Here is a 21,111-nt window from a genome sequence, read left to right as displayed (position 1 = left end):
CCGTTCAGATCAGTGCAGCGATGGCTTTGGCGCGGGCGCTTGCGGCTTGGCCAGCTCCGTGTACAGCAGCAACGGGGCGACGCGCAGGTACTCCATGACTTCCATGTAGTCGCTCTCGCCGTCCTCGGACTCTTCCAGCGCCTCCTGGACCTGCGAGATGGCCACCAGGTCCTGGAGCACTTCCTTGGCATCGGTGGACAGGTCCTTGCCACCGGCGTTCAGGCCGAAACCGGTGATGAAGCCCTGGCACCACTGGCCCAGCGCGGTGGCGCGGTCGCTGAGTGCGGCATCATCGGAAGGCAGCAGCAGGACGATGGCGACGTCCTCGCCGGTCAGCTCGGCCTTGACCATCTCTTGCAGGCCGACCAGGGCGTTGCGCACCGAGTCGCCGGGCTCGGTCTCGAGCAACTGGGCGGCGTCGGCCAGCCAGGCATCGGCATCGAAGCCGGCGCCGGCGCAGCTGCGGCCGATCAGCAGGCCATGCAGCTCGGCGGGGGTGACGGGGTGGCCATTGCTCGAAAGCAACATGGCGAAGGCGATGTAGGGCGATTGGGTATTGGGCATGGGCAGCTAGGCGCCAGACGGCGCAATGACTAGAATGGAGACCTTGTATCCTAGCACCGGCAGGCGCGCCAAGACCATCGGCACTGGCCGTCGCGCCCTTGGGGCAGGCATGATCGCCAGGCGAGTGAAGGAATCGAGTGCAACCCATGCAAGAGAACGACCTGCAAGCGCTGATGAGCCGGTTCGAGTTGCTGATCGAACGGGTCGAGCAACTAAAGCGACAAAACGCACTCTTAGTAGCTCAGGAACGATCCTGGCGCGAGGAGCGCGCCCACCTGATCGAAAAGAACGAGATCGCCAAACGCAAGATCGAATCGATGATCCTGCGCCTCAAGGCCCTGGAGCAAGACTCATGAGTTCAAGCAATAGCGTCACCGTCCAGATCCTCGACAAGGAATACTCGATCATCTGCCCGCCCGAGGAGCGCAACAACCTGGTCGGCGCCGCCCGTTACCTGGACGGCAAGATGCGCGAGATCCGCAGCAGCGGCAAGGTGATCGGCGCCGACCGCATCGCCGTGATGGCCGCGCTGAACATCACCCACGAGCTGCTGCACCGCCAGGAACGCCCCGAAGTGACCAGCGGCGGCACCACCCGCGAGCAGGTGCGCGACCTGCTGGAGCGGGTCGACCAGGCCCTGTCCGACGATCCGGTTAGCAAAAACGACTGAGATTGGTATACTGGCGCCACTCCCTGGGGGATGCGCCAGTCGGTTATGTCCCTGAGCCGATACGCACAACCACGGGGGTTGCACGCTGGGGCAGGTGTGCATGTCCGCCCGACGGAAAGCCTTAACGCCCCCTGCAATCTCCACCTTGAACTTTCGGGTTCAAGGGCTACACCGATAGCGGTCTTGTCGGGGAGCCTGCATTCAGAACTGCCCGCCTCCAACGGCGGGCTTTTCGTTTCTTCTGGGATCGCCCGTGCCATGACCGACACCGCGCCGCTTACCCGCCCCCAGCTTCGCCGCCTCCTGCGCAACGCCCGCCGCGCCCTCACGCCCGCCCAGCAGCGCCAGGCCGCCGAAGGCCTGTATCGCCAACTGGCGCAGGATCCGCTGTTCCGCCGAGCCCGGCATATCGCCCTGTACCTGCCCAACGACGGCGAGATCGACCCGCGCCTGCTGCTGCGCGAAGCACACAAGCGCGGCAAGCGCGTCTACCTGCCGGTGCTGCACGCCTGGCCACGCACGCGCATGGTGTTCCAGCGCTTCGAGGCCGGCGAGGCACTGCGCCCCAACCGCTTTCGTATCCTGGAGCCGGTGATCGAACGCAAGCGGCAACGGCCGATCTGGGCGCTGGACCTGATCCTGCTACCGCTGGTCGGTTTCGACGAGATGGGGGGGCGCCTGGGCATGGGCGGTGGTTTCTATGACCGCAGCCTGGCCTATCAGGGCCGGCGCAAGGCGTGGAAAAAACCGCTGCTGCTGGGGCTGGCGCATGAATGCCAGAAAGTGGAGCGGCTCAACCAGGCGAGCTGGGATGTACCGTTGCAAGGCACGGTCTCGGACCGTGGTTGGTACCTGGCACCCAAGTGAGGTGCGCGAAGGGGGATCAGCGGTGCTGTTGCTGCGCCGGATCGACGGGCGCCTGCTGGTAGGCGGCATCCAGCTTGCGTTCCCACAAGCCTTGCGCGTAACCGGTGGTGACCACGCCCAGCCCGAAGATGAAGGCCAGGATCCAGAGCAGGTCCGGTTTACGTTGTTTCATTGATCGTCCCCCAAGAACAACTGTCCAGGCTCGGCGGCTTTCTTGATGGCGGCCGGAGCGTATAGCTTAAAATCGGCGCATTTTCCGACAACATGAGTCGCCAGGCAAACGTTGACGCCAACCGACTGTCGGTTTCATGCAACGAGTTATTTCAAACTCTTTCAGGAGCAGCATCCATGGCCTACTGGCTGATGAAATCCGAGCCCGACGAGCTCTCCATCGAAGCCTTGGCACGCCTGGGCAGCGCCCGCTGGGACGGGGTGCGCAACTACCAGGCGCGCAATTTCCTGCGGGCCATGAGCGTAGGCGACGAATTCTTCTTCTACCACTCCAGCTGCCCGCAACCGGGGATCGCCGGCATCGCCCGGATCAGCGCCGCCGCCTACCCGGACCCGACCGCCCTGGATCCGCACAGCCACTACCACGACGCCAAGGCCAGCGCCGAGAAGAACCCATGGAGCGCGGTGGACGTCGAACATGTGCAGACCTTCCGCCAGGTGCTCGGCCTGGGCCTGCTCAAGCAGCAGGCGGCGCTCGAGGAACTGCCCCTGGTGCACAAAGGCAGCCGCCTGTCGGTGATGCCGGTGACCGCCGGGCAATGGGCCGCGATTCTCGCGCTGAGCTGATTGTGCGGCTATTGTCAGGGGTTTGACCAATATCAACGCGCAAGGAAGCGCGTCGCGCCAGGATAAGGCGTGCCAGCCGCAGGATGCAGACCGATGAATCGAAAAGCCCCCAGAATCTTCGCCTCCGCCTTGGTATTGTTGTTGCTGGCGGCAGGCGGGCTGGGCTACTGGAAGTCCCTTCACGACCGCCTGCCCGAAGGCCTGAGCATGGGCAACGGGCGCCTCGAGTCCACCGAGGTGCAAATCGCCAGCAAGATCCCCGGGCGCCTGGCCGAGGTGCTGGTCGACGAAGGCGACAAGGTCACCCGCGGCCAGTTGCTGGCGCGCATCGACACCCGCACGATGGAAGCCCAGCGCAGCCAGGCCGAGGCCGAAGTGCTGCGCGCCCGCGAGAACTACGCCGCCGCCCAGGCCAGCGTACAGCTGCGCCAGAGCGAACTGTTGCTGGCCAGCCAGGAGCTCAAGCGGGTACGCGAGATCTACCAGCGCAAGTTTGCCAGCCAGCAGCTGCTCGACCAGCAGCAGGCCCGCTACGACACCGCCACCGCAGCCGTGGTCGCGGCCCGGGCCCAGCTGGCGGCGATCAAGGCCGCCATCGGCGCCGCCGAGGCCCAGGTCGCCCAGCTCACCAGCGAGATCGACGACAGCAGTCTGCGCGCGCCCATCGACGGCATCATCCAGCTGCGCCTGGCCGAACCCGGCGAAGTGCTCGGCGCCGGTGGCCGGGTGCTGATGCTGATCGACCCCAGCGACCAGTACATGAACCTCTACCTGCCCGCCGCCACCACCGGCCGGTTGACCGTGGGCGACCAGGCGCGGATCGTGCTCGACGCCCTACCCGACAAGGCCCTGCCAGCCAAGGTGGCATTCGTCGCGGCCAAGGCGCAGTTCACCCCGAAGCAGGTCGAGACCCGTGATGAGCGGCAAAAATTGGTGTTCCGGGTCAAGCTGCGCCTGACCGAACCGAGCGCCGTGCCCCAGGCCAAGCCGGGCATGCCCGGCGCCGGGTACGTGCGCACCGCCGACGTGGGCTGGCCGGCCAACCTGCAATGAACGCGGCGATCGCCCTGCGGGCCGAGGGTGTCAGCCACCGCTATGGCGACCTGCAGGCCCTGCACAGCCTCGCGTTCAGCCTGCCGGCCGGGACCCGCTGCGGCCTGATTGGCCCGGATGGCGCCGGCAAGTCGACCCTGCTCGGGCTGATCGCCGGGGTCAAGCGCCTGCAACAAGGCGAGTTGCAGGTGCTCGGCGGCTCGATCCGCCAGCGCCGCCACCGCACCGCGCTGTATCCCAAGGTCGCCTTCATGCCCCAGGGCCTGGGCAACAACCTGTACCCGGAGCTGTCGATCCGCGAGAACATCCGTTTCTTCGCCACCCTGTTTGGCCTGGGCCGTGCCGAATGCGAACAACGCATGGCCAGCCTGCTGCGCGCCACCGACCTGGAGCGCTTCGCCGAGCGCCCGGCCGGCAAGCTGTCCGGCGGCATGAAGCAAAAGCTCGGGTTGTGCTGCGCGCTGATCCACGAGCCGGACCTGCTGATCCTCGACGAGCCGACCACCGGCGTCGACCCACTGTCGCGGCGGCGCTTCTGGGAGCTGGTCGAGCAGGTGCGCGCCCAGCGCCCGCAGCTGACCCTGCTGGTGGCCACCGCCTACATGGAGGAAGCCGAGCAGTTCGAGCACTGCCTGATGCTCGACGCTGGCCGCCTGCTGGCCGCCGGCCTCAGCCGCGAATTGGCGGCGGCCACGCCCAGCGGCAAGCTGGACGACGCCTTCACCCACTTCCAGGGCGCCGGCCGACCACAGCCCGAGCCCCTGCGCATTCCGCCACGCCAGGCCGACGACGGGCCGATTGCGATCGAGGCCCACGACCTGACCCTGCGCTTCGGTGACTTCACCGCGGTGAACAAGGTCAGCTTCGCCATCGGCCGCGGCGAGATCTTCGGTTTCCTCGGCTCCAACGGCTGCGGCAAGACCACCACCATGAAGGTGCTCACCGGCCTGATGCCGGCCAGCGAGGGCAGCGCCAGCCTGCTTGGCCGACCGGTGGATGCCCGCGACCTGGCCACGCGCAAGCGGGTCGGCTTCATGTCCCAGAGCTATTCGCTGTATGGCGAGCTGAGCGCCCGGCAAAACCTCGAACTGCACGCCCGCCTGTTCGACCTGGCCAAGGCCGACAGCGCGCCGCGCATCGCCGAGCTCATCGAGCGCTTCGACTTAGGCGCCATTGCCGACCAGCCGTCCGGCGCCCTGCCCCTGGGCCTGCGCCAGCGCCTGTCGCTGGCCGTGGCGGTGCTGCACCGCCCGGAAGTGCTGATCCTCGACGAGCCGACCTCGGGTGTCGACCCGGCGGCCCGCGACGATTTCTGGCGCCTGCTGGTGGAGTTGTCCCGCGAGCAGGGCGTGACCATCTTCCTGTCCACCCACTTCATGAACGAGGCCCTGCGCTGCGACCGCATCTCGCTGATGCACGCCGGCCGAGTGCTGGCCTGCGACACCCCGCTGGCCCTGCAGCGAAAGTTCGGCGGCGAAACCCTGGAAGACGCCTTCGTGCGCTGCCTCGAACAGGCCCAGGACGCGCCCGTCCAGGCGCAGGCCGACACGGGGCTGGAACAGGCCGCCGCCCCGGCGCCCGCCTTGCGCCAGGCCTTCAGCCTGCGCCGCCTGCTGGCGGTGGCCAGCCGCGAAGGCAAGGAACTGCTGCGCGACAAGGTACGCCTGGCCTTCGCCCTGCTTGGCGCGCTGTTCATGATGGTGATCTTCGGCTACGGCATCTCGCTGGATGTGGAGGATCTCGCCTTCGCCGTGTACGACCAGGACCAGAGCCCGCAGAGCCGCGCCTACCTCGAGGCCTTCCGTGGCTCGCGCTATTTCGCCGAACAGGCGCCGATCCGCGATGCCCGCCAGTTGCACCAGCGTCTGCAACGCTCGGAGATCAAGCTGGCCCTGGAAATCCCGCCGGGCTTCGGTCGCGACCTGCATGCCGGGCGCCAGCCGGTGGTGGCCGCCTGGCTCGATGGCGGCATGCCGTTCCGCGCCGAGACCAGCCGCAACTATGTCGAAGCCGTGCACCAGGCCAACCTGGAGCAACTGGCCGCCCTCGGCCCGCACCCGGTGGCGCGCCAGCAGCCGGTACGCCTGGAGACACGCTTTCGCTACAACCAGGACGTGGTCAGCGTGAACGCCATCGGCCCCGGCGTCATGGCGCTGATCCTGGCCTTCATCCCGGCCATGCTCACCGCGCTGGGCATCGTGCGGGAAAAGGAACTGGGCTCGATCACCAACTTCTACGCCACCCCGCTGACCCGCCTGGAGTTCCTGCTCGGCAAGCAGGCGCCCTACCTCGCGGTAAGCCTGGTCAACTTGGCGCTGCTGGTGGCGATGAACCGCTGGCTGTTCGGCGTGCCGCTCAAGGGCAGCCTGCTGGCCCTGGCCTGCGGCGGCCTGGCCTATCTGCTGGCGACCACCAGCCTGGGCCTGCTGATCTCGGCGTTCACCCGCACGCAGATCGCGGCGATCCTCGGCACCATGATCATCACCAGCCTGCCGACCATCCAGTTCTCCGGCCTGATCGTGCCGCGCTCGTCGCTGGACGGCGCGGCGGCGCTGATGGGCCAGCTGTTCCCGGCCGGCTATTTCCTCGACATCGCCGTCGGCACCTTCACCAAGGCCCTGGGCCTGCGCGAGCTGTGGCCGCAGTGCCTGGCGCTGCTGGGCTTCTTCGCCGCCTTCACCGGGCTGAGCCTGGCCATGCTGAAAAAACAGGAGGCCTGAGATGAGCCGCCTCTCCCACACCCTGCGCCTGGGCCTGAAGGAACTCACCAGCCTGCGCCACGACAGCGTGTTGCTGCTGTTCCTGCTGTACGCCTTCAGCGTGGCGATCTACATGCCCGCCGCAGGCTCGGTGATCGGCGTGCACAATGCCAGTGTCGCGGTGGTCGACGAAGACCACGGCGCCGTCTCGCGCAAGCTCGCCGAATCGCTGCAGCCGCCCGAGTTCCAGCCCGCCGTGGCACTGCCGGCGAATCGCCTGGACCAGGCCATGGACAGCGGCCAGTACACCTTCGTGGTCAACGTGCCGGTGAACTTCCAGGCCGACCTGCTGGCCGGGCGCTCGCCGGAACTGCAGGTCAATGTCGATGCCACGGCCATGAGCCAGGCCTTCATGGGGGCCGGCTACATCGGCCGGATCTTCGAGCGCGAACTGCTGGAGTACGCAGGCCGCGGCACCAGTAGCCCGGCCCTGCTCAACCCGAAAGCGCTGTTCAACCCCAACCTGGAAGGCGGCTGGTTCCTGGCGGTGATCCAGATCGTCAACAACATCACCATCCTGGCCATCATCCTCACCGGCACCGCGTTGCTGCGCGAACGCGAGCACGGCACCCTAGACCACCTGCTGGTGCTGCCGCTGACAGCGCTCGAGATCATGCTGGCGAAGATCGCCAGCAACGCCCTGGTGGTGGTGGCCTGTACCTGGATTTCGCTGGAAGTGGTGGTCAAGGGCGCCCTGGGCGTACCGCTGGCGGGCTCCATGGGGCTGTTCCTGGGGGTGACCGCGCTGTACCTGTTCGCCAGCACGGCGCTTGGCATTTTCCTCGCCACCCTGGCGCGCTCGACACCGCAGTTCGGCCTGCTGGCGATCCCGGTGATCATCCCGATGCTGCTGCTCTCGGGGGGCAGCACGCCACTGGACAGCATGCCGCAGTGGCTGCAGTGGGTCATGCAGGGCTCGCCCTCGACCCACTTCGTCAGCCTCGGCGCGGCGATCCTGTTCCGCGACGCCGGGCTGAACGTGGTGTGGCCGGATGTGGCGGCCCTGGCCGCGATCGGCCTGGTGTTCTTCGGCGTGGCCCTGGCGCGCTTTCGCCGCAGCCTCGCCGCCTGATCACTGCACGATCAGGTTGTTGAACAGCAGGTCCTCGACGATCGGCTTGCCCTCTTCGGACTCCATCACCTGCTGCACCTGCTTCAGGGCTTCCTGGCGCAGTTTTTCCTTGGCCTCGACGTTGCTCATGTTGTCCACGCCCTGCTGGGTGAACAGCGCCACCAGCTGGTTGCGGATCAGCGGCTCGTGGTGCTTGACCGCGGTGGCGGCGGCATCGCCGGTCACGCGCAGGGCGACGTCGGCCTTGTACACGCGCAGCTTGGGGCCGCCGTCGAGGGCGTAGTTGCCGACGAAGGGCGGGCTGAGGCTGATGTAGGCGACCTTGGGCTCGCCTTCCTTTTCCTCGGCCATCGCCGCCACTGGCAGCATCAGGGCCAGCACCATCAAGATCCACGCTTTCACGAATTCGCTCCTCAATACAGTTGGCGCCAGCTTACCCAGCGCGCCGGCCAAACCCAAGCCCGGGCTTATGCCGGCTCATCAGGGCCGGCCATGCTCGTTGACCCTCGGGACAGCCCTCCTACACTTATCGGCCACCACACGCAAAGGAATAGCCCTGATGAAAGCCTTGTTGTGCAAAGCCCTGGGCCCGGCGCGGGACCTGGTCCTGGAAGAGGTCGCCAGCCCCACGCCTAAGAAGAACGAGATCCTCCTCGATGTGCACGCCGCCGGGGTCAATTTCCCCGACACCCTGATCATCGAGGGCAAGTACCAGTTCCAGCCGCCGCTGCCGTTCGCCCCGGGTGGCGAGGCGGCCGGCGTGGTGGCCGCGGTCGGCGAGAAGGCCGGCGCGTTCAAGGTCGGCGACCGGGTCATGGCCCTGACCGGCTGGGGCGCCTTCGCCGAGCAGGTGGCGGTGCCGTTCTACAACGTGCTGCCGATCCCGGCGGGCATGGACTTCACCACCGCCGCCGCGTTCGGCATGACCTACGGCACCTCGATGCACGCGCTGACCCAGCGCGCTCAGCTCAAGGCCGGCGAAACCCTGCTGGTGCTCGGTGCCTCGGGCGGCGTGGGGCTGGCGGCGGTGGAGATCGGCAAGGCCCTGGGCGCCCGGGTGATCGCCGCGGCCAGCAGCGCCGAGAAACTGGCGATCGCCCAGGCGGCCGGGGCCGACGAACTGATCGACTACAGCCAGGCCAGCCTCAAGGACGAGATCAAGCGCCTGACCGGCGGCCAGGGCGTGGACGTGATCTACGACCCGGTCGGCGGCGCGCTGTTCGACCAGGCCGTGCGCGGACTGGCATGGAATGGCCGGTTGCTGGTGGTGGGCTTTGCCAGCGGCACGATTCCGCAACTGCCGGTGAACCTGACCCTGCTCAAGGGCGCGGCGGTGCTCGGGGTGTTCTGGGGCGCCTTCGCCCAGCGCCAGCCGGAAGACAACGCGGCCAACTTCCGCCAGCTGTTCGCCTGGCATGCCGAAGGCAAGTTGAAGCCCCTGGTGTCGCAGACCTTTGCACTGGCCGAGGGTGGCGAGGCGATCGAACGCCTGGCGCAGCGCCAGGCGGTGGGCAAGCTGGTGGTGACTATCCCGCGCTGACCGCTCTGGCCTCATCGCCGGCAAGCCGGCTCCCACAGTGTTGCGGCGTTTTCATGGGAACCGGCTTGCCGGCGACAGAGCCGACCCTGCAGTTCTTCTATTCATATTCCTAAACGGTAGTTCATAAACTTTTTCTAAACGAATAGGGTATATCGACCGGACCACCGGACCAGCAAACGTCTGTCGCCATCAGCTGAGGCGACGCTTTCAACTTTGTGAGGTTAGGAATGGTCAGGATCACAATCACCCCAGTGCATAACGCCAGGGCATTGAGTGCAGCCAAGGAGCGGTACTGATGTCCAGCCAACCAACTACCCGATTCCACAGCGATCTCGACAGCTCGCCGCTGCTGCTGCCGGCCACGGTGTTGCGCAACGACGAAGAGGCCCTGCAGGCCGCCCGCGAACTGGCCGAGGTGGCCCGCCAGCAGGCCGCCAAACGTGACCAGCAGCGCAAGCTGCCATGGGCCGAGATCGAACAGTTCACCCGCAGCGGCCTGGGCAGCATCAGCGTGCCCAAGGCCTTCGGCGGTCCCGAGGTGTCCTTCGCCACCATCGCCGAAGTGTTCCGCCTGATCAGTGCCGCCGACCCGGCGCTGGGGCAGATTCCGCAGAACCAGTTCGGCATCCTGCAACTGGTCCGCCTGACCGCCACCCAAGCCCAGCAGGAACTGATCTTCCGCTCGGTGCTCGACGGCTGGCGCATCGGCAATGCCGGCCCCGAGCGCGGAACCAAGGACACCTTGACGCTCAAGGCGCGCCTTACCCGTGATGGCGACGGCTATCGCATCAGCGGCGAGAAGTTCTATTCCACCGGCGCCTTGTACGCCCACTGGGTGGCGGTCAAGGCGCTGGACGACGATGGCCGCCAGCGCCTGGCGTTCGTCCGTCGCGGCAGCCCGGGGCTGCGCATCGTCGACGACTGGTCCGGCTTCGGCCAGCGCACCACCGCCAGCGGCACCGTGTTGCTCGACCAGGTGCCGGTGGACGGCGACCTGGTGGTGGACAACTGGCGCCTGCGTGAGGAGCCCAGCATCCAGGGCGCCGCCTCGCAGCTGATCCAGGCGGCGATCGACGCCGGCATCGCCGAAGCGGCCATCGAGGACACGATCCAGTTCGTTCGGGAGAAGTCCCGGCCGTGGATCGAGGCCAAGGTCGAACGCAACAGCGACGATCCCTATGTGATCGCCGACATCGGTCGCCTGAAGCTCGAACTGCACTCCGCCGAAGCCCTGCTGCGCAAGGCCGCCAAGGTGCTCGATGAGGTGAACGCCGGTGTGATCGATGCCGCCGCCGCAGCCCGTGCCTCGATTGCCGTCGCCGAAGCCAAGGTGCTCACCACCGAGATCTCGCTGCAGGCCAGCGAGAAGCTGTTCGAGCTGGCCGGCAGCCGCGCCAGCCTGGCCGAGTTCAACCTCGACCGGCACTGGCGCAACGCCCGGGTCCACACCCTGCACGACCCGGTGCGCTGGAAGTACCACGCCGTCGGCGCCTACCACCTCAACGGCACCCTGCCTGCCCGCCATTCCTGGATCTGATATCGAGCCTTGGGGCTGCTGCGCAGCCCTTCGCGGGTAAACCCGCTCCCACAGGGATCGCACCGATTCCGATAACAGCGCTGTACCTGTGGGAGCGGGTTTACCCGCGAAGAGGCACACGGCGTCCCCAGGCTCCGGAGAGCAAAATGACTGCATCCATCATCACCACCGACGCCCAGGCCCTGGCCGTCGCCGACGAACTCGCCCAACACCTGCGCCAGGACAGCGCCCTGCGCGACCGCGAGCGCCGCCTGCCCCATGCCGAACTCGAACGCTTCGTGCAGTCCGGCCTTTGGGGCATCAGCGTGCCCAAGGCCTTCGGCGGCGCCGGAGTGTCCAACGTCACCCTGGCCAAGGTCATCGCCCGCATCGCCCAGGCCGACGCCTCGCTTGGGCAGATCCCGCAAAACCACTTCTACGCCCTGGAAGTGCTGCGGGTGAACGGCAGCCCAGAACAGCAAAAACGCCTCTACGCCGAGGTCCTCGCCGGCCGGCGCTTCGGCAACGCGCTGGCCGAGCTCGGCACCAAAAACGCCCACGAGCGCACCACCCGCCTGAGCCGCGACGGCGACCACTACCGCATCGACGGCCGCAAGTTCTACTGCACCGGCGCGATCTACGCCCAGCGTATCCCGACCCTGGTGATCGACGAGCAGGATGTGTCGCACCTGGCCTTCGTGCCCGCCGACAGCCAGGGCATCGAGGTGATCGACGACTGGAGCGGCTTCGGCCAGCGCACCACCGGCAGCGGCTCGGTGGTGTTCAACCACGTGGCGGTCCGCGCCGAGGACGTGGTGCCATTCCAGAGCGCCTTCGAACGCCCGACCACGGTCGGCCCGCTGGCGCAGATCCTCCATGCCGCCATCGACACCGGTATCGCCCGCGCCGCCTACGAGGATGCCCTGCACTTCGTGCGCACCCGCAGCCGGCCGTGGATCGACTCCGGCCTCGACAAGGCCAGCGACGACCCGCTGACCCTGAAGAGCTTCGGCCACCTGGCGATCCGCCTGCATGCCACCGAGGCATTGCTCGAGCGCGCCGGGGAAATCCTCGACATCGCCCAGGCCGACGGCAACGCCGAGACCCTGGCCGCCGCCTCCATCGCCGTGGCCGAGGCCCGGGCGATCAGCACCGAGATCTCCCTGGCCGCCGGCACCACGCTGTTCGAGCTGGCCGGCAGCCAGGCCACCCTGGCCGAGCACAACCTCGACCGCCACTGGCGCAACGCCCGGGTACACACCCTGCACGACCCGGTGCGCTGGAAGTACCACGCCATCGGCAACTACTACCTCAACGACGAGAAGCCGCCGCGCCGGGGGACCATCTGATGGCGAAGCAGATCCTGCTCAATGCCTTCAACATGAACTGCATCGGGCACATCAACCACGGCCTGTGGACCCACCCGCGGGACACCTCCACGCGCTACAAGACCCTCGAGTACTGGACCGACCTGGCCCGCCTGCTCGAGCGCGGGCTGTTCGACGGTCTGTTCATCGCCGACATCGTCGGCACCTACGACGTCTATGGCCAGTCGGTCGACGTGACGCTCAAGGAGTCGATCCAGCTGCCGGTCAACGACCCGCTGCTGCTGGTCTCGGCCATGGCGGCGGTGACCAGGCACCTGGGCTTCGGCCTCACCGCCAACCTGACCTACGAGGCGCCCTACCTGTTCGCCCGGCGCCTTTCCACCCTCGACCACCTGAGCAATGGCCGGGTCGGCTGGAACATCGTCACCGGCTACCTCGACAGCGCCGCCCGGGCCATGGGCCTGGAGCAGCAACCCGAGCACGATCGCCGCTACGACCAGGCCGACGAGTACCTGCAGGTGCTGTACAAGCTGCTCGAAGGCAGCTGGGCCGACGATGCCGTGGTCGCCGACCGCGAGCAGCGGGTCTATGCCCGCCCCGACAAGGTGCGCAAGGTCGAGCACCACGGCGAGTTCTACAAGGTCGAGGGCTACCACCTGTGCGAGCCTTCGCCGCAGCGCACCCCGGTGCTGTTCCAGGCCGGCAGCTCGCCGCGCGGGCTGGCCTTCGCCGGCAACCACGCCGAGTGCGTGTTCATCAGCGGCCAGGACAAGGCCGCCACCCGCGCCCAGGTCGACAAGGTGCGCGCCGCGGCCAAGGCGGCCGGACGCGACCCACAGGCGGTCAAGGTGTTCATGGGCATCACCGTGATCGTCGCGCCGACCGAGGCACAGGCACAGGCCAAGCACGCCGAGTACCTGCGCTACGCCAGCGCCGAGGCCGGGGTCGCGCACTTCGCCAGCTCCACCGGTATCGACTTCTCGCGCTACGAACTGGACGAGCCCATCGGATTCGCCAAGGGCAACGCCATCCAGTCCGCCACCCGCCAGTTGCAGGAAAGCGCCTGGACCCGCCGCCGCCTGCTCGAGCAGCACGCCCTGGGCGGTCGCTACGTGACCCTGGTCGGCGACGCCGAGCAGGTGGCCGAGCAACTGATCGCCTGGATCGACGAGACCGGCCTGGACGGTTTCAACCTGACCCGCACCGTCACCCCGGAAAGCTACGAGGACTTCATCGAGCTGGTGGTCCCCGCCCTGCAACGCCGCGGTCGCTACAAGACCGCCTACGCCGAGGGCACCCTGCGCGAGAAGCTGTTCGCCAGCAGCGAGCCGCGCCTGCCCGCCGGACACCCCGGCGCCCGCTACCGCAACACCCCCGACCCTGCCCCGACTGGAGCCCTGCACCATGCTTGAGAAACTGTTCCGGCCCGTCGCGGCCATTGCCCTGGGCCTCGGCCTGTCCGCCGCCGCCTTGGCCGCCGAACCGCTGAAGATCGGCACCACCGCCGCCTTCGCCATCCCCCTGGAGGCGGCGGTGGAGGAGGCCCATAAACAGGGCCTGGAAGTGAAGCTGATCGAGTTCAGCGACTGGATCGCGCCCAATGTCAGCCTCAACAGCGGCGATATCGACGTGAACTACTTCCAGCACATCCCGTTCCTGGAAAACGCCAAGGCCGCCGCCGGCTTCGACCTGGTCCCGTACGCGCCGGGGATCATCAACAACGTCGGCCTCTACTCGAAGAAGTACAAAAGCTTCGCCGAGCTGCCCGAGGGCGCCAGCGTGGCCATCGCCAACGACCCGATCAACAGTGGCCGTGGCCTGCAATTGCTGGCCAAGGCCGGGCTGATCACGCTCAAGCCGGGCGTGGGCTACAAGGCCACCGAGGACGACATCGTCGCCAACCCGAAGAAGATCCGGATTCTCCAGGTCGAAGCCGTGCAACTGGTGCGCGCCTATGACGACGCCGACCTGGTCCAGGGCTACCCGGCTTACATCCGCCTGGCCAACAGCTTCGACGCCACCTCGGCGCTGCTGTTCGACGGCCTGGAGAACAAGGAGTACGTGATCCAGTTCGTCATTCGCCCGCAGGAGAAGAACGACCCGCGCCTGGCCAAGTTCATCGATATCTACCAACATTCGCCGGTCGTGCGCGCCGCCCTGGACAAGGCCCATGGCAAGCTCTACCAGGCCGGCTGGGAAGGCTGACATGGCCCAGGCCAGCGCCCTCAGGGCGCCCGTCCCGCCCGCTGAACCGTTCAAGGTCGAGGATACCGCCCTGCGCCCGGAGGTGAACCAGGCGCACATCCGCTTCATCGGCCTGGGCAAGACCTATCCGGGCCAGGGGCAGCCGGCGCTGCAAGGCATCGACCTGAACATCCGCCGGGGCGAGATCTTCGGCATCATCGGCCGCAGCGGCGCCGGCAAGTCCTCGCTGCTGCGCACTATCAATCGCTTGGAGCAACCTAGCCAGGGCCGGGTGCTGATCGACCAGGTGGATATCGCGCCGTTCGACGAGGACCGTCTGGTGGCCTTGCGCCGGCGCATCGGCATGATCTTCCAGCACTTCAACCTGATGTCGGCCAAGACCGTGTGGCAGAACGTCGAGCTGCCGTTGAAGGTGGCCGGGGTGGCCAAGGCCGAGCGCCAGCGCAAGGTGCGCGAGCTGCTGGAGCTGGTCGGCCTGGCGGAGAAACATCACGTCTACCCGGCGCAACTGTCCGGCGGGCAGAAGCAGCGCGTCGGCATCGCCCGGGCGCTGGTGCATGACCCCGAGATCCTGCTGTGCGACGAGGCCACCTCGGCGCTGGACCCGGAAACCACGGCCTCGATCCTCGAACTGCTGCGCGACATCAACCGGCGCCTGGGCCTGACCGTGGTGCTGATCACCCACGAGATGGCGGTGATCCGCGACATCTGCCAGCGCGTAGTGGTGCTCGAACGTGGCGAGATCGTCGAGCAGGGCGAGGTCTGGCAGGTGTTCGGCGCGCCGCGCCACGACGTCACCCGCACCCTGCTCGCACCGCTGCAGACCAAGCTGCCGGCAGCCTTGCAGGCCAGCCTGCGCGCCCAGCCGGTCAGCCGCGACGCGGCCGTGGTACTCAAGCTCGACCTGGTCGGCGAGCCGGAGCTGAGCGCCCTGTTCAACGACCTTGGCGGACGCGTGCGGCTGCTCCAGGGCGGCGTCGAGACCATCGGCGAGCAGGCCCTGGGGCAGTTGATCCTGTCCGTGCGCGGCTCGCCATTGGACACCCACCAATTGCTCGAACGCGCCCGCCGCTGGGCCGCGGATGTGGAGGTACTCGGCCATGTGGATTGATCGCCTGCTGCAAGGCCTGTTAGACACCCTGCTGATGGTCGGCGTGTCCTCGCTGGTCGCGCTGCTCGTCGGGGTGCCGATGGCGGTGCTGCTGGTCACCAGCGACAAGGGCGGGATCTTCGAGGCCCCGGCGCTGAACCGGGTGCTGGGCGCCATCGTCAACCTGTTCCGCTCGATCCCGTTCCTGATCCTGATGGTCGCGCTGATCCCCTTCACCCGCCTGGTGGTCGGCACCACCTATGGCGTGTGGGCAGCCGTGGTGCCGCTGACCATCGCCGCCACGCCGTTCTTCGCGCGGATCGCCGAGGTCAGCCTGCGCGAGGTCGACCACGGCCTGATCGAAGCCGCCCAGGCCATGGGCTGCCGGCGCTGGCACATCGTCTGGTACGTGCTGTTGCCGGAGGCCCTGCCGGGGATCGTCGGCGGCTTCACCATCACCCTGGTGACGCTGATCAACTCATCGGCCATGGCCGGGGCGATCGGCGCCGGGGGTCTGGGGGATATCGCTTATCGGTACGGATACCAACGCTTCGACAGCCAGATCATGCTGACCGTGATCGTGATGCTGGTGGCATTGGTGGCGGTGATCCAGCTGGGCGGGGACCGTTTGGCCAAGGGTTTGAACAAGCGTTGACGACAGGCCGCCGCCTCACAGTCAAAACTGACTCAAAGCTTGATTCTGGCTGTGAGGCTCCTGCACACGACAAGAACGAAATTATAATTTCGTTTCCCCACAGAAACATCATCCAACATATGAAAACTAAGTAATGGTTTAGTTTTTCTTGAAACCTGACCGTTGTGCGACATAATCGAAGCTATTCTTTCGCTTCAGACAGGTCGCGTTCGCATGAACGGTCTCACACAGATCCGCACCCCTGCCGAGCTGGGAAACACGGTAAGAAACATCCGGAAAAGCCAGAACATCACCCAGACCGATCTCGCGCTGATCGTCGGCAAGAGTCATGTCCTGCTCAGGGACATCGAGCAGGGCAAAGGCAGCGTTTCTCTCGCCAGCGTCCTGCAAGTACTACAGGAGCTCGGCATACGGCTCTACGTGGATACACCTGACCGATGAGAATGCTCGAGGTCCTCATAAACGCCGATCACGTCGCCACGCTACGCGACGATGGAGGTGTCTGGAGCCTTTCGTACACGTCGGGGTGGCGCTCCAGCGCAACGGGGTATGACCTTTCTCCCGCACTTCCCAGAGCCCGCGAGACGATTGTCGACAGCTCCTCCTATCGCCCGGTCCAGTGGTTCTTCGACAACCTTCTGCCAGAAGAGCACGCCAGGTCCCTGCTGGCCAACGACGCCAGAATCGAATTCGCCGATGCCTTTGGCCTGCTCGGGTACTATGGGTCGGAGTCAGCCGGTGCGATCACGCTGCTGGAGGACCTGGCGCAAGACCAGCCCGATGGGCTCAGGCCGCTCACCGATGCCCGACTTAGTGAACGCATTCGTAACCTACCGCATAGCGCGCTGACCACGGGAGCACCGAAACGCATGTCGCTGGCCGGCGCGCAGCACAAGCTGCCAGTCGTGATAGTAGGCAATGCCCTGTTCGAACCCGAAGGCAACACGCCGTCAACCCACATCCTCAAGCCCGATCACCCGCTACGCGAGCTGTACGATGCAACCGCCATCAACGAATGGTTCGTGATGCGTCTGGCTCGGGTAATGAACCTCGCAGTACCTGACGTGTCATTTCGGCGCGTACCGGAAGCCGTCTACCTGATCGAGCGCTTTGATCGCATGGGTCACGGCGAACGGCTCGAACGCATACATGTGCTGGATGCGTGCCAGCTCCTGGCGTTGGACAAAAGCTTCAAATACCACCAGGCGACACCGGAAACACTACTGAAAATCCTGGATCTTGTGCGCAATGTCGCACAGACCCGCATGCAATTGTTTCGCTGGCTGGTATTCAACATCCTGGTGGGGAACAACGATGCACACCTGAAGAACCTGTCGTTCTTCATGCATCCGGACGCTTGCTATCTGGCTCCGCACTACGATCTGCTGTGCACCGCTGTGTATGGTGACTCGGCCGCCCCCTGGCTGGACGCGGAACTGGTGTGGAAACCTGATGGAGTCCGCACCCACGGTGAGGTCACCAGGGACAGCGTGTTGAGCCTTGGTGAAGCCATCGGCGTACGTGGAGCACTCGGGCAAAGGATCATCGATGAGCTTGTACCGGGCACTGAGACCCAGGCCAAGGCTTTGCTTGATCAGCATGTGGACGGCTTGAACGCTGGTGAGAGCAGGCTCGTCAGGCGGATCGTGCATGGCGTGATCCGCGACATGACGCAAAGGCTTCGTTACTGACGGACTCAGCCCCAGTGCAGCTCCGCCGCCGGCACCGGCCGCCCGAACCAGTACCCCTGCCCCAGCTGGCATTGCTGCTCCAGCAGGAACCGCGCCTGCTCCGCCTGCTCGACCCCTTCGGCGTGCACCTGCATGCCCATGCTCCGCGCCAGGGCGATGATCACCCGCACGATGGCGATGTCGTCCTCGTCATGGGGCAGGCCCGCGACGAAGCCCTGGTCGATCTTGAGCTTCTGCACGGGCATTCGCTTGAGTCGCAGCAATGACGAATACCCCGTGCCGAAGTCGTCAATGGCCAGTGTCACGCCCAGCTCGCGCAAGCGGTGAAGCTGCTCCAGGGCAACCTCGGGATCTTCCATCACCGCGCTCTCGGTCACTTCGAGTTCGAGCAGCGCAGGGTCCAGCCCGGTGTCGTGCAATGCATCGGCCACCTGCCGGTACAGGTCGCGCTGGCTGAACAGGCGGCTGGAAATGTTCACCGCGACGAACGCCAACTGCCGACCCTCGGTCTGCCACTGCACCATCTGCCGGCAGGCCTGGTGCAGCACCCAGGCGTCGATCTCGGCGATCAGTCCGGTGCGTTCGGCGATGGGGATGAACTCCCCGGGCGGGACCAGGCCGCGCTGGGGATGCTGCCAGCGCACCAGTGCCTCAACGCCGATCATTCGGGCGGTAAACAGGTCGTGCACCGGCTGGAAGAACACCCGCAGCTCCTGCTGCTCCAGCGCCCGGCGCAACTCGCCGGCGGTCTCGACCCGCTGCTGGGCATGGGCGGTGAGCTCCTCGGTGTACAGCGCATAGCAGGCTCGGCCGTTGCTCTTGGCCTTGAACAGCGCCGAGTCGGCGTTGCGCAGCAACTGCTCGGCGCTCAGCGCATCGCTGGGGAACAGGCTGATGCCGATGCTGACGCTGATGAACAGGCGGTTGTCTTCGAAGCAGAACGGTTCCTTCAATCGCTCGATGATCGATTGCGCCAGCTTGCCGGCCTGGCCGACCTGCTGGCAGTTCTCGGCCAGCACGCCGAACTCGTCGCCGCCCAGCCGGGCCAAGGTCACGCCGCTGCCCAGCACCTGGCGCAGGCGCTCGCCGACCAGCTTGAGCAACTGGTCGCCGATGGTGTGGCCGAGGCCGTCGTTGATGCTCTGGAAATGGTCGAGGTCGAGCAGCAGCAGGGCGCAGCCGCGCTTGTTGGCCTGGGCCGCGGCCATGGCCTGCATGGCGCGGTCGTTGAACAGCAGGCGGTTGGGCAGGCCGGTCAGCGGGTCGTGATGGACGAGATAGGCCAGTTCTTCCTCGGTGTGCTTGATCGCGCTGATGTCGCTGAAGACCGCGACGTAATGGCTGAGCGCGCCACTGTCATCGCGAATGGCGCAGATCGTCTGCCATTGCGGGTAGATCTCGCCGCTTTTGCGGCGGTTCCAGATCTCCCCGCTCCACTCGCCCTGCTCCGCGAGGGCGGCGTAGATCTGCTGGTAGAACGGCGCGCCATGCCGACCGGACTTGAACTTGCTCGGGCGCTGGCCGATGACTTCTTCCTGCTGGTAGCCGGTGATGCGCATGAAGGCCCGGTTGACGTGCACGATCAGGCCATTGCGGTCGGTCACCAGCACACCCTCAAGGGTGCTGTCGAACACCGCCGCTGCCATGCGCAGGCGCTCGCGGTCTTCACTGCGCAGGCGGGCGCCGATGCCGATGAAGTTCAGCAGGCGGGCACGAGAGACGAAGATCAGCAAGGCACTGAGCAGTACCCAGACCACCACGTTGATCTGCCGGCCCACGACCAGCGCCAGCGGGTCGTCGGTCATGCCACGCAGAACCAGCTCGGACAGCACCAGCCAGAGGATCGAAAGCACCACGTAGAGCCCGGCCATGCGCAAGGCGTCGCGAACGGAAACAGACATGTCGGGTGGAGGAGCCCATGAAAAAGGAAGGGGCATTATAAGGGCTGAAACACCCTGTGACCTCCTATCTAAAAGGGCGACTGGTTTTATTTCCCCGCCCAGGGATAATGCGAGCGCTGTTCCCCTGAGTTTTCGAGGGTCTTTCCCGTTATGTGGTATTACGGTCTACTCGACTTGTCGGCCTGGCAACTGGTCGCCGTCACCCTGCTGATGACCCACCTGACCATCGTCAGCGTCACCATCTACCTGCACCGCTACTCGGCGCACCGCGCGTTGGAGCTGAACGCGGGGCTCAAGCATTTCTTCCGTTTCTGGCTGTGGCTCACCACCGCGCAGAACACCCGCGAATGGACCGCCATCCACCGCAAGCACCACGCCAAGTGCGAAACCCCGGACGACCCCCACAGCCCGGTGCACAAGGGCCTGGGCACCGTGCTGCGCAAGGGCGCCGAGCTGTACCGTGAAGAGGCGCGCAACGAGGAAACGCTGCGCATCTACGGCAAGAACTGCCCGGACGACTGGATCGAGCGCAACCTCTACACCCGCTACAAGCTCGGCGGCATCGCCCTGATGGCAGTCATCGACCTGCTGCTGTTCGGCACCATCGGCATCACCATCTGGGCGATCCAGATGATGTGGATTCCGTTCTGGGCCGCCGGCGTGGTCAACGGCCTGGGCCATGCCGTGGGCTACCGCAACTTCGAGTGCCGCGACGCCGCCACCAACCTGGTGCCGTGGGGCATCATCATTGGCGGCGAGGAGCTGCACAACAACCACCACACCTACCCCAACTCGGCGAAGCTGTCGGTGCGCCGCTGGGAGTTCGACATGGGCTGGATGTGGATCCGCCTGCTGAGCCTGCTGCGCCTGGCCAAGGTGCAGCGCGTCGCGCCCATCGCCCATCGCGTGGAGGGCAAGGCGTCGCTGGACATGGACACCGCCATGGCCATCCTCAACAACCGCTTCCAGATCATGGCCCAGTACCGCAAGCTGGTGATCGGCCCGCTGGTCAAGCAAGAGCTGGACAAGGTCGACGCCTCGGTGCGCCACCGTTTCCGCCGTGCCAAGCGCCTGCTCTCGCGGGAAACCAGCCTGCTGCAGGACCGCCACCACGTGCGCATCGAGTCGATGCTGGCCCACAGCCAGGCACTCAAGACCATCTATGAAAAGCGCCTGGCGCTGCAGCAGATCTGGGCGCGCACCAGCGCCAACGGCCACGACATGCTCGCCGCGATGAAAGATTGGGTACACGAGGCCGAGGCCAGTGGCATCCACTCGCTACGTGACTTCGCCGCCCAGCTCAAGACCTACTCGCTGCGCCCCAACGGCGCCTGAGCACCGTTGATCGGCATGCCCCGTAGCGGGGCGTGCCGACCGGAACTTCCCCTGCGCAAATCGACTC

Annotated in this window: 21 protein-coding genes and 1 other RNA gene; 18 read left to right on the top strand and 4 right to left on the bottom strand. The window is 66.3% G+C overall.

Annotation, left to right across the window (positions count from 1 at the left end; all coding sequences use genetic code 11):
- Positions 1-9: 9 nt before the first annotated feature.
- A complete protein-coding gene (locus VUG52_RS01055) occupies positions 10-564 on the bottom strand; it encodes a YecA/YgfB family protein (RefSeq protein ID WP_050703324.1) in 555 nt (184 codons plus the stop codon).
- A 146-nt stretch (positions 565-710) separates the two neighbouring features.
- Here VUG52_RS01055 and VUG52_RS01050 point away from each other — a divergent pair, with 146 nt between their 5' ends.
- The 4 genes from VUG52_RS01050 to VUG52_RS01035 all read left to right on the top strand — a co-directional run bounded on the left by VUG52_RS01050 (position 711) and on the right by VUG52_RS01035 (position 2,101).
- Positions 711-920, top strand: a complete 210-nt coding sequence (locus VUG52_RS01050; RefSeq protein WP_023631616.1) for a TIGR02449 family protein — start codon at positions 711-713, stop codon at positions 918-920.
- Positions 917-1,234 carry a cell division protein ZapA gene (locus VUG52_RS01045; RefSeq protein WP_028688562.1) on the top strand — a complete coding sequence of 106 codons (318 nt, stop codon included), beginning with the start codon at positions 917-919 and terminating at the stop codon, positions 1,232-1,234. Before VUG52_RS01050 ends, VUG52_RS01045 begins: the two co-directional genes overlap by 4 nt.
- Before the next feature lie 17 nt (positions 1,235-1,251).
- Positions 1,252-1,431: non-coding RNA, 6S RNA (ssrS, locus tag VUG52_RS01040), on the top strand.
- A gap of 61 nt (positions 1,432-1,492) precedes the next feature.
- A complete protein-coding gene (locus VUG52_RS01035; RefSeq protein WP_050703323.1) occupies positions 1,493-2,101 on the top strand; it encodes a 5-formyltetrahydrofolate cyclo-ligase in 609 nt (202 codons plus the stop codon).
- Between the two features lie 16 nt (positions 2,102-2,117).
- Here VUG52_RS01035 and VUG52_RS01030 read toward each other — a convergent pair whose 3' ends face one another.
- A complete protein-coding gene (locus VUG52_RS01030) occupies positions 2,118-2,273 on the bottom strand; it encodes a hypothetical protein (protein WP_011536298.1) in 156 nt (51 codons plus the stop codon).
- Between the two features lie 176 nt (positions 2,274-2,449).
- On the opposite strand from VUG52_RS01030, the gene VUG52_RS01025 reads away from it, so the two are divergent.
- The 4 genes from VUG52_RS01025 to VUG52_RS01010 all read left to right on the top strand — a co-directional run bounded on the left by VUG52_RS01025 (position 2,450) and on the right by VUG52_RS01010 (position 7,783).
- On the top strand, positions 2,450-2,899 hold the full coding sequence (locus VUG52_RS01025) for an EVE domain-containing protein (protein ID WP_050703322.1): 450 nt from the start codon (positions 2,450-2,452) through the stop codon (positions 2,897-2,899).
- A gap of 93 nt (positions 2,900-2,992) precedes the next feature.
- Positions 2,993-3,952 (top strand): HlyD family secretion protein, encoded by a 960-nt coding sequence (locus VUG52_RS01020; protein WP_050703321.1) that lies wholly within the window; start codon positions 2,993-2,995, stop codon positions 3,950-3,952.
- Positions 3,949-6,672 carry a ribosome-associated ATPase/putative transporter RbbA gene (gene rbbA / locus VUG52_RS01015; protein WP_050703320.1) on the top strand — a complete coding sequence of 908 codons (2,724 nt, stop codon included), beginning with the start codon at positions 3,949-3,951 and terminating at the stop codon, positions 6,670-6,672. Before VUG52_RS01020 ends, rbbA begins: the two co-directional genes overlap by 4 nt.
- A 1-nt stretch (position 6,673) precedes the next feature.
- A complete protein-coding gene (locus VUG52_RS01010; protein ID WP_050703319.1) occupies positions 6,674-7,783 on the top strand; it encodes an ABC transporter permease in 1,110 nt (369 codons plus the stop codon).
- On the opposite strand, the gene VUG52_RS01005 is transcribed toward VUG52_RS01010, so the two are convergent.
- Positions 7,784-8,185 carry a flagellar basal body-associated protein FliL gene (locus VUG52_RS01005; protein WP_050703318.1) on the bottom strand — a complete coding sequence of 134 codons (402 nt, stop codon included), beginning with the start codon at positions 8,183-8,185 and terminating at the stop codon, positions 7,784-7,786.
- A 157-nt stretch (positions 8,186-8,342) separates the two neighbouring features.
- Between VUG52_RS01005 and VUG52_RS01000 the strand changes: the two genes are divergently transcribed.
- From VUG52_RS01000 to VUG52_RS00960, 9 genes are all read left to right on the top strand, one after another.
- The gene (locus VUG52_RS01000) at positions 8,343-9,323 is read left to right on the top strand and encodes an NADPH:quinone oxidoreductase family protein (protein WP_050703317.1); all 981 of its coding nucleotides are present in this window, start codon (positions 8,343-8,345) and stop codon (positions 9,321-9,323) included.
- 295 nt (positions 9,324-9,618) lie between these two features.
- On the top strand, positions 9,619-10,860 hold the full coding sequence (locus tag VUG52_RS00995; protein ID WP_050703316.1) for an SfnB family sulfur acquisition oxidoreductase: 1,242 nt from the start codon (positions 9,619-9,621) through the stop codon (positions 10,858-10,860).
- 146 nt (positions 10,861-11,006) lie between these two features.
- The gene (locus VUG52_RS00990) at positions 11,007-12,188 is read left to right on the top strand and encodes an SfnB family sulfur acquisition oxidoreductase (RefSeq protein ID WP_050703315.1); all 1,182 of its coding nucleotides are present in this window, start codon (positions 11,007-11,009) and stop codon (positions 12,186-12,188) included.
- The gene (locus VUG52_RS00985; protein ID WP_050703314.1) at positions 12,188-13,579 is read left to right on the top strand and encodes an LLM class flavin-dependent oxidoreductase; all 1,392 of its coding nucleotides are present in this window, start codon (positions 12,188-12,190) and stop codon (positions 13,577-13,579) included. Before VUG52_RS00990 ends, VUG52_RS00985 begins: the two co-directional genes overlap by 1 nt.
- The gene (locus VUG52_RS00980) at positions 13,572-14,372 is read left to right on the top strand and encodes a MetQ/NlpA family ABC transporter substrate-binding protein (RefSeq protein ID WP_050703313.1); all 801 of its coding nucleotides are present in this window, start codon (positions 13,572-13,574) and stop codon (positions 14,370-14,372) included. Before VUG52_RS00985 ends, VUG52_RS00980 begins: the two co-directional genes overlap by 8 nt.
- A gap of 1 nt (position 14,373) precedes the next feature.
- The gene (locus VUG52_RS00975; RefSeq protein WP_050703312.1) at positions 14,374-15,483 is read left to right on the top strand and encodes a methionine ABC transporter ATP-binding protein; all 1,110 of its coding nucleotides are present in this window, start codon (positions 14,374-14,376) and stop codon (positions 15,481-15,483) included.
- Positions 15,473-16,117 (top strand): methionine ABC transporter permease, encoded by a 645-nt coding sequence (locus VUG52_RS00970; protein WP_050703311.1) that lies wholly within the window; start codon positions 15,473-15,475, stop codon positions 16,115-16,117. Before VUG52_RS00975 ends, VUG52_RS00970 begins: the two co-directional genes overlap by 11 nt.
- A 213-nt stretch (positions 16,118-16,330) precedes the next feature.
- A complete protein-coding gene (locus VUG52_RS00965) occupies positions 16,331-16,558 on the top strand; it encodes a helix-turn-helix domain-containing protein (RefSeq protein WP_050703310.1) in 228 nt (75 codons plus the stop codon).
- Between the two features lie 2 nt (positions 16,559-16,560).
- Complete coding sequence (locus tag VUG52_RS00960; protein ID WP_218188883.1) at positions 16,561-17,808, top strand: HipA domain-containing protein; 1,248 nt, start codon at positions 16,561-16,563, stop codon at positions 17,806-17,808.
- A 5-nt stretch (positions 17,809-17,813) separates the two neighbouring features.
- On the opposite strand, the gene dibA is transcribed toward VUG52_RS00960, so the two are convergent.
- On the bottom strand, positions 17,814-19,709 hold the full coding sequence (dibA, locus tag VUG52_RS00955) for a phosphodiesterase DibA (protein ID WP_050703308.1): 1,896 nt from the start codon (positions 19,707-19,709) through the stop codon (positions 17,814-17,816).
- Between the two features lie 150 nt (positions 19,710-19,859).
- Between dibA and desA the strand changes: the two genes are divergently transcribed.
- Positions 19,860-21,044 (top strand): delta-9 fatty acid desaturase DesA, encoded by a 1,185-nt coding sequence (desA, locus tag VUG52_RS00950; RefSeq protein ID WP_050703307.1) that lies wholly within the window; start codon positions 19,860-19,862, stop codon positions 21,042-21,044.
- The last annotated feature ends 67 nt before the right edge of the window (positions 21,045-21,111 follow it).

The sequence above is a fragment of the Pseudomonas sp. LH21 genome, assembly GCF_036549575.1.
GTDB classification, from domain to species: Bacteria; Pseudomonadota; Gammaproteobacteria; order Pseudomonadales; family Pseudomonadaceae; genus Aquipseudomonas; species Aquipseudomonas peradeniyensis.
This window is presented reverse-complemented; position numbering and strand designations above follow the sequence as displayed.